Source organism: Aquibium sp. ELW1220, from assembly GCF_030398385.1.
In the GTDB taxonomy this organism is placed as follows: Bacteria; Pseudomonadota; Alphaproteobacteria; order Rhizobiales; family Rhizobiaceae; genus Aquibium.
Map to the genome: position 1 here is coordinate 22,036 of NZ_JAOAOQ010000057.1, position 6,068 is coordinate 28,103.

Annotated in this window: 6 protein-coding genes; 5 read left to right on the plus strand and 1 reads right to left on the minus strand. The window is 66.5% G+C overall.

Going from position 1 to position 6,068, the window contains the following annotated elements:
• The 3 genes from rnc (at window position 1) to N1F91_RS28380 (ending at window position 3,060) form a co-directional block, all read left to right on the plus strand.
• Window positions 1–720: a ribonuclease III gene (gene rnc, locus N1F91_RS28370; protein ID WP_289997124.1), complete on the plus strand. Its 720-nt coding sequence runs from the start codon at window positions 1–3 to the stop codon at window positions 718–720.
• Complete coding sequence (gene era / locus N1F91_RS28375) at window positions 717–1,685, plus strand: GTPase Era (RefSeq protein WP_289997125.1); 969 nt, start codon at window positions 717–719, stop codon at window positions 1,683–1,685. The genes rnc and era overlap by 4 nt, the downstream gene beginning before the upstream one ends.
• A gap of 697 nt (window positions 1,686–2,382) precedes the next feature.
• Window positions 2,383–3,060: an SH3 domain-containing protein gene (locus N1F91_RS28380; protein ID WP_289997127.1), complete on the plus strand. Its 678-nt coding sequence runs from the start codon at window positions 2,383–2,385 to the stop codon at window positions 3,058–3,060.
• 536 nt (window positions 3,061–3,596) lie between these two features.
• On the opposite strand, the gene N1F91_RS28385 is transcribed toward N1F91_RS28380, so the two are convergent.
• Window positions 3,597–4,484: a helix-turn-helix domain-containing GNAT family N-acetyltransferase gene (locus tag N1F91_RS28385; RefSeq protein ID WP_289997128.1), complete on the minus strand. Its 888-nt coding sequence runs from the start codon at window positions 4,482–4,484 to the stop codon at window positions 3,597–3,599.
• Between the two features lie 168 nt (window positions 4,485–4,652).
• On the opposite strand from N1F91_RS28385, the gene N1F91_RS28390 reads away from it, so the two are divergent.
• Entirely contained in the window at window positions 4,653–4,895 is a 243-nt protein-coding gene (locus tag N1F91_RS28390; RefSeq protein ID WP_289997129.1) for a type II toxin-antitoxin system prevent-host-death family antitoxin, read from the plus strand.
• A complete protein-coding gene (locus N1F91_RS28395; protein ID WP_289997130.1) occupies window positions 4,895–5,317 on the plus strand; it encodes a type II toxin-antitoxin system VapC family toxin in 423 nt (140 codons plus the stop codon). The genes N1F91_RS28390 and N1F91_RS28395 overlap by 1 nt, the downstream gene beginning before the upstream one ends.
• The last annotated feature ends 751 nt before the right edge of the window (window positions 5,318–6,068 follow it).

Below are 6,068 nucleotides of genomic sequence, written 5' to 3' on the forward strand. Positions count from 1 at the left end.
ATGGCCGCCCGGAAGCTGACCGGTCAGGCGTTGGCGGAGATGGCCCGCGAGCGCACCGGCCACGTCTTTCGCGACATCGAGCGGCTCGAACGCGCGCTCACCCATTCGAGCGCCCGTCGACACGCCGGTGCCGACTACGAGCGGCTCGAGTTCCTGGGCGACCGGGTGCTCGGCCTCGTCGTCGCCGAGATGCTGTTCAAGGCCTTTCCCGGCGCGCCGGAGGGCGAACTCGCCGTGCGGCTCAATGCGTTGGTCAGCGGCGCCACCTGCGCCGACGTCGCCGAGGAGATCGGCCTGGCCGAACTGATCCGCGCCGATTCCGGGCTGAAGACGCTCTCCGGGCCGAGCGGCCGCTCCACCCGCGCCGACGCGATGGAAGCGCTGCTGGCCGCGATCTATCTGGAGGGAGGGCTCGAAGCCGCCCGGCCGCTGATCGAACGGCACTGGGGCCCGCGCAGCCGCCTGGCGCAGGGCGCCAAGCGCGATCCCAAGACCGAGTTGCAGGAATGGGCCCACCAGTCGGCTGCCGCCACGCCCGTCTATTCCATTGCCGGCCGTGACGGGCCGGACCACGAGCCGGTCTTCACCGTCACGGTGAGCGTCGGCACCCTCGAACCCACCATCGGCCGCGGCCGTTCCAAGCGCGAGGCCGAGCAGGCCGGCGCCGCAGCCATGCTCCAGCGCGAAGGCGTCTGGCCCAAACCGGAAGACCCCACATGACAGACCAGGACCAGGCCGACCCGGCCGACACCCCTGCGGCCGACCCGGCCGCAGCGCCCGATAGATCCGATGAAACACGCCATTCGGGCTTCGTCGCGCTCATCGGCGCGCCGAACGCCGGCAAGTCGACGCTGATCAACCAGCTCGTCGGCACCAAGGTGTCGATCGTCACGCACAAGGTGCAGACCACCCGCGCCATCGTGCGCGGCATCGCCACCCACGAGAACGCGCAGATCGTCTTCGTCGACACTCCGGGCATCTTCAAGCCGCGCCGCACGCTCGACCGCGCCATGGTCCGTACCGCCTGGGGCGGCGCCAAGGACGCCGACCTCGTTCTCGTGCTGATCGACGCCGAGCGTGGACTGAAGGGCGATGCGGGGTCGCTGGTGGAGAACCTCGCCGAGGTGCATCAGCCCAAGATCCTCGTCCTCAACAAGATCGACCGCGTCAAGCGCGAGTCGCTTCTGGCGCTCACCGCGCAGATCAACGAGAAGGCGCAGTTCGAGCGCACCTTCATGATCTCCGCGCTCGACGGCTCCGGCTGCTCCGATCTCCTCGACTTCCTCGCCGGACGGCTTCCCGTCGGCCCCTGGTACTATCCCGAGGACCAGGTCTCCGACCTGCCGATGCGCCAGCTCGCCGCCGAGATCACCCGCGAGAAGCTCTATCTGCGCCTGCACCAGGAACTTCCCTACTCCTCGCATGTCGAGACCGAGAAATGGGAGGAACTGCCCAACGGTTCGGTGCGGATCGAGCAGGTGATCTACGTCGAGCGCGACAGCCAGAAGAAGATCGTACTCGGCCACAAGGGCGAGACCATCAAGGCCATCGGCCAGGCTGCCCGCAAGGACATCGCCGAGATCCTCGAGCAGAAGGCGCATCTCTTCCTCTTCGTGAAGGTGCGCGAGAACTGGAGCGACGACCCCGAGCGCTACCGCGAGATGGGGCTCGAGTTTCCGAAGTGAGGGCACAGGGCAGGGCGGACCTCCGGTCCTGCCGGCCTCTCGCCCCGTCGCGCCCCCTCTCGCCTGCCGGCCATCTCCCCCTCAAGGGGGCTCAAGGGGGGGATCACTCGCTCCACCGCCTTCGGCAATCGCAAGCGGTGCAGGATGAGCGCCGAGGTCGGAACTGCCGATCTCCCCACCTGTGGGGGAGATGCCCGGCAGGGCAGAGGGGGGCGCTGTAGGGCGAAGACCCGTCGGACGAGCGGCCCGGCGCCTTCTTGCCTCGGCTGTCGCTGATCGTCGTCTTCGGATGCGACCTCGCGAAGCCTTCAGTTGGTCAGCCCGTCTTCGCCTGACATCATGAGGTCGGGAACGATTGCATCCGCCGGGTTCCGCGACCGTTCCCTGTCAAGCGCGGCGCCGCCCGTCTACCGCACGGGTCTCGAAGCTGTGCTCGGAGGGGACCAGCGCAGCAGTGCACGGAGCTCAGCGCCGTCGTCCACGACGACCACTCTGTCTGATTTGCTGTTCGTGAAGCCGATCGTGTCACGCTTCCAAGTTTTCGCGCAAGATCAATTTGTTTCAAAACATGACCTACGGGGATCCTAGAAACAAATTGTGACATCTTGCGCGGATTCCGTAACACCAGTGAAATTCAGCTGCTGCAAATCGCCGTCCATAAGACGAACGAGTCGGATCGTCGGATATGGAGTGAATCATGCTGAAGAAAACAATTGTGATTTTGGCCCTCCTGACGGCTTGGACCACGGTCGCCTCGGCCTCCAGCGTCGCGGTGTCGACGGCAAACGTCAACCTGCGCGCCGGACCGGCTGTGAGCTACCCGGTGGTGACTGTGGTGCCGCAAGGTGCGCGTATCGTCACCCATGGTTGCGTTGCCGACTATGCGTGGTGTGATGTTGCCTTAGGCAACTACCGAGGTTGGGTATCTGCCAGCTACATCCACGTGGTCTACAATGGCGTCCCCGTCGTCCTGTCAGCGGCTGTCGCCCCAGCCGTCGGCGTGACCGTGGTGGCCTATGATCGCGTCTACTGGGACACTTACTACGTGGCCCAGCCCTGGTATGGGTCCTGGACGGCCTATTATCGCCCCTATGCACCCGCATCCCCGCGGGTCACCTCACAGAGCCGCAGCGCGACCTGTGCCGACGGCAATTGCACCGGGACACGTGCAGCGACCGGCATCCACGGCGGCGCGACCAGCCAGACCCGCAATTGCGCCGGTGGTGAATGCAGCGCGACGCGTGAGACAACCGGGCGCTACGGCAATTCCGCATCCCGTGTCCGCAGCTGCAGCGCCGGCGATCGCAGTTGCGACATGACACGTACCGGCCCACGCGGTGGCACGGCTACCGGGACCCGCAGCTTCAGTCGCTGACTTGAAGAGCGCCTCCGCAACGCATGCGCAAACGCAAAGAAAGCCTCCAGAAGGAAATCCTGTGTTTTGAATCATCATCACCGCTTTCCTCCTGTCACTGGTCGCTTGCTCGGCCGCGGTGCAGTCCCATGAGCCTTTCCGGCAACTGCTGGCGGATTTCGACAGGATCGATGTCAATGGCGACGTGGTCATGTCGCTTGCAGAGTACTGCCTGGTCCAGATGGCGCGGAGGCCGCGAATCGACCGCAACGGTGACAGCCTTATGACCCTGGATGATTTCCTGCGAACACGAACTGGCCGGCCTTGGCGCTCCAGTGCCTACCGCTGCTGCTGCCGCCGTCATCCCGGAACGGCCTTCGAGCGCAGCGCAAAAGGTCGTATCGGGGATCCATGCCTGACCATCGCGGCCACGCGAGGCGGTGGGCGAAGGGCGCCTCTCCTGCACCGCCGGCCGCGCGCGCCCGTTCCGGCATGAATCCCGGTCCGTCCTCCGCGCCGCTCCGGCCGGTCGAGGATGACGAGGCAGGGGGCGCTGCCTAACCAAGTTCCTTCTCGAACCAGAAATCCGCATAAGGATTGTCGTTGAAGCGCTCGATCGCGCGATAGCCCGCCGAACGGTACAGCGCCTGCGCTTCCGTCAGCGCCCGGTTGGTGTCGAGCCGCACCCGTTCGAAACCCAGGTCCCGCGCCTGGTCCTCCAGCGCCGCGAGCAGCCGGCGCGACAGGCCGAGCCCGCGCGCTTCCGGCGCGACCCACATGCGCTTGATCTCGCCGATGCCGGGCGAAAGCCGCCGCAGCGCGCCGCAGCCGACCGCCCGCCCGTCCAGCCGCGCGACGAGGAAGCAGCCGGCCGGCGGCGTCAGGGCGTCGTCGTCGGGGGTGGGGTTTCCGTTGCCCGGGTCGAACCCCTCCTCGAACCGGCGGCCGAGTTCGCAGACATAGGCCGCCACGCAGGCGCGCGCCTCCGGCGAGGCCGGCGGCTCCACCGCGATGGCGACCGAGGACGCCGCCAGGAGCCGCCGGACTTCTCCCATCGCCGCGACCAGCCGGGCACCATCGTTTGGCGAAAGCGGCGCCAGCATCGACCGCGCGACCTCGTCCGACAGATCGTCATAGGCGGCCCACTCGGCGCGGCCCGCATCCGTCAGCACGGCCCGCCGCTGGCGCCTGTCCGTCGGTTCGGCCGCGACCGTCACCAGACCCTGCCGGCGCAGCGAGGCGAGGAGCCGGCTGAGATAGCCCGAATCGAGCCGCAGCCGCTGGCGCAGATCCTTCAGGTCGCGACCGCCGTCGCCGATCTCGAACAGCAGCCGCGCCTGCCCGAGCGGCCGCCCGCGCCCGAGATAGCTTTCGTCCAGCGCGCCGCTGCGCAGCGTGACGGTGCGGTTGAAGTCGCGGATGATGTCGAGCCGTGCCCTGTCCATTCTCTGACTTAAGTCAGAGAATATCGCGGGCGGCAAGTCCGGGACCATGGCATGGCAGCGCTACCCCCAACTCCGCTTGAACCGTGCCGATCCGTGCCAGGCGGCAGTCAACTTGCGCGAAGCCGGATGACTGCCTATTTATGACTCAAAATGTGGTCAGGGGAATGCATGCGAACGGTCAGCATTGCCGAAGCGAAGGCCCATCTCAGCGACCTCGCGTCGAGAGTAGCGGCAGGCGAAACGGTCACCATCACCAGGCATGGCAAACCGATTGCGCAATTGACCGCGGTCGATGAGCCACGTGAGAGGGTTGATCTGGCTGCGCTGCGAGCCTTGACCAAAGCGGTTCCCGGCCAGTCCGAGACCGCAGGTGGTTTCGTCCGGACCATGCGCGATGACGACCGCTACTGATGCTCTATCTCGACACGTCCGTTCTCGTTGCCATGCTGACCAGCGAAGACGCGACCGCGCGTGTGCAGGATTGGATTGCCGATCAGCCGCCTGGAACCCTTGCCCTGAGTGAATGGGTGCATACCGAATTCGCCTCGGCCATGTCGATCAAGGTGAGAACGGGACAGTTCGGGGGTGGCTCTCGCGCGACGATCATGGCGGCCTACACGCGCATGATCCGGACGTCTTTCCGTGTTTTTCCGGTGTCGAGCGAGGATTTTCGCGTCGCCGCACTCCACCTGAACGATCATGAACTCGGTCTACGGGCCGGCGATGCGCTGCACATTGCAGTGGCGGCCGTACACGGCGCGACACTCTGCACGCTCGACCGCCGTATGGCCGTCGCGGCTACCGCCCTGGGCGTCCAGTCGCTGCTTCTGTAGAAGTGTTCGGTCCGGCGCCGGTTCCGGACTGCCACAGGCGGCCGGCACGCACGGCCGTCATCCCGCGTATCCGGCTACTGTTCGATTCCAAGCTCCGTGTCCCGGTCTGAGTGCCCGTCCTGCCTGACGAGGGCGTTGGCCTTGGTGTCTGTCAATCGACCGTTCCCGCACCACCGCTGCGGCGTCATCTCAGGGCCGCCGCCCCCTCCGTCGTCATTCCGGGGCCGTGCAGCGGAACCCGGAATCCAGAGCGTCGGCGCCTCACGCGGGGGCACGAGCGCCGCGCATTTCCGCCTCGGTCACCACTCTGGATTCCGGGTTCCGCTGCGCGGCCTCGGAATGACGTTTCATGCGGGGTAGCCGCATCGAGACGGAGGCTGAGGACGAGGGGCTGAATGCCGACGCCTCCTTTCCCTTCGTCATCCCGGAACGACGTCCGAGCGCAGCGAAGGACGACGTATCCGGGATCCATGCCTCGCCGCCCATGCCCGCGTTCCGGTGCACGACGAGGCACGTGGCGCCGCCGCCCGGGGACGCCGCTGCCGCGAGCCGGAACCCGCCGCATGCCTGCCTCGCCCAGCCTGGCCCCTCCAGCTTCGTCATCCCAAAGCGGCATGCCCCCACCCCGCCACTAGGGGAATCGCATTTGAGAAATAGGACTGGCGTGGAGGTTTGATCTGGATTCTTTGGATGGCTCCTATTTTGGAGTTTTCGGATGCCTTCCCTGATCACGATCTTCCGCGACATTCCC

Bases quoted from the DNA above. Each gene is read 5' to 3' on its own strand.
- N1F91_RS28380 (WP_289997127.1), top strand. From the start codon at position 2,383: ATGCTGAAGAAAACAATTGTGATTTTGGCCCTCCTGACGGCTTGGACC.
- rnc (WP_289997124.1), top strand. From the start codon at position 1: ATGGCCGCCCGGAAGCTGACCGGTCAGGCGTTGGCGGAGATGGCCCGC.
- N1F91_RS28385 (WP_289997128.1), bottom strand. From the start codon at position 4,484: ATGGACAGGGCACGGCTCGACATCATCCGCGACTTCAACCGCACCGTC.
- N1F91_RS28390 (WP_289997129.1), top strand. From the start codon at position 4,653: ATGCGAACGGTCAGCATTGCCGAAGCGAAGGCCCATCTCAGCGACCTC.
- N1F91_RS28395 (WP_289997130.1), top strand. From the start codon at position 4,895: ATGCTCTATCTCGACACGTCCGTTCTCGTTGCCATGCTGACCAGCGAA.
- era (WP_289997125.1), top strand. From the start codon at position 717: ATGACAGACCAGGACCAGGCCGACCCGGCCGACACCCCTGCGGCCGAC.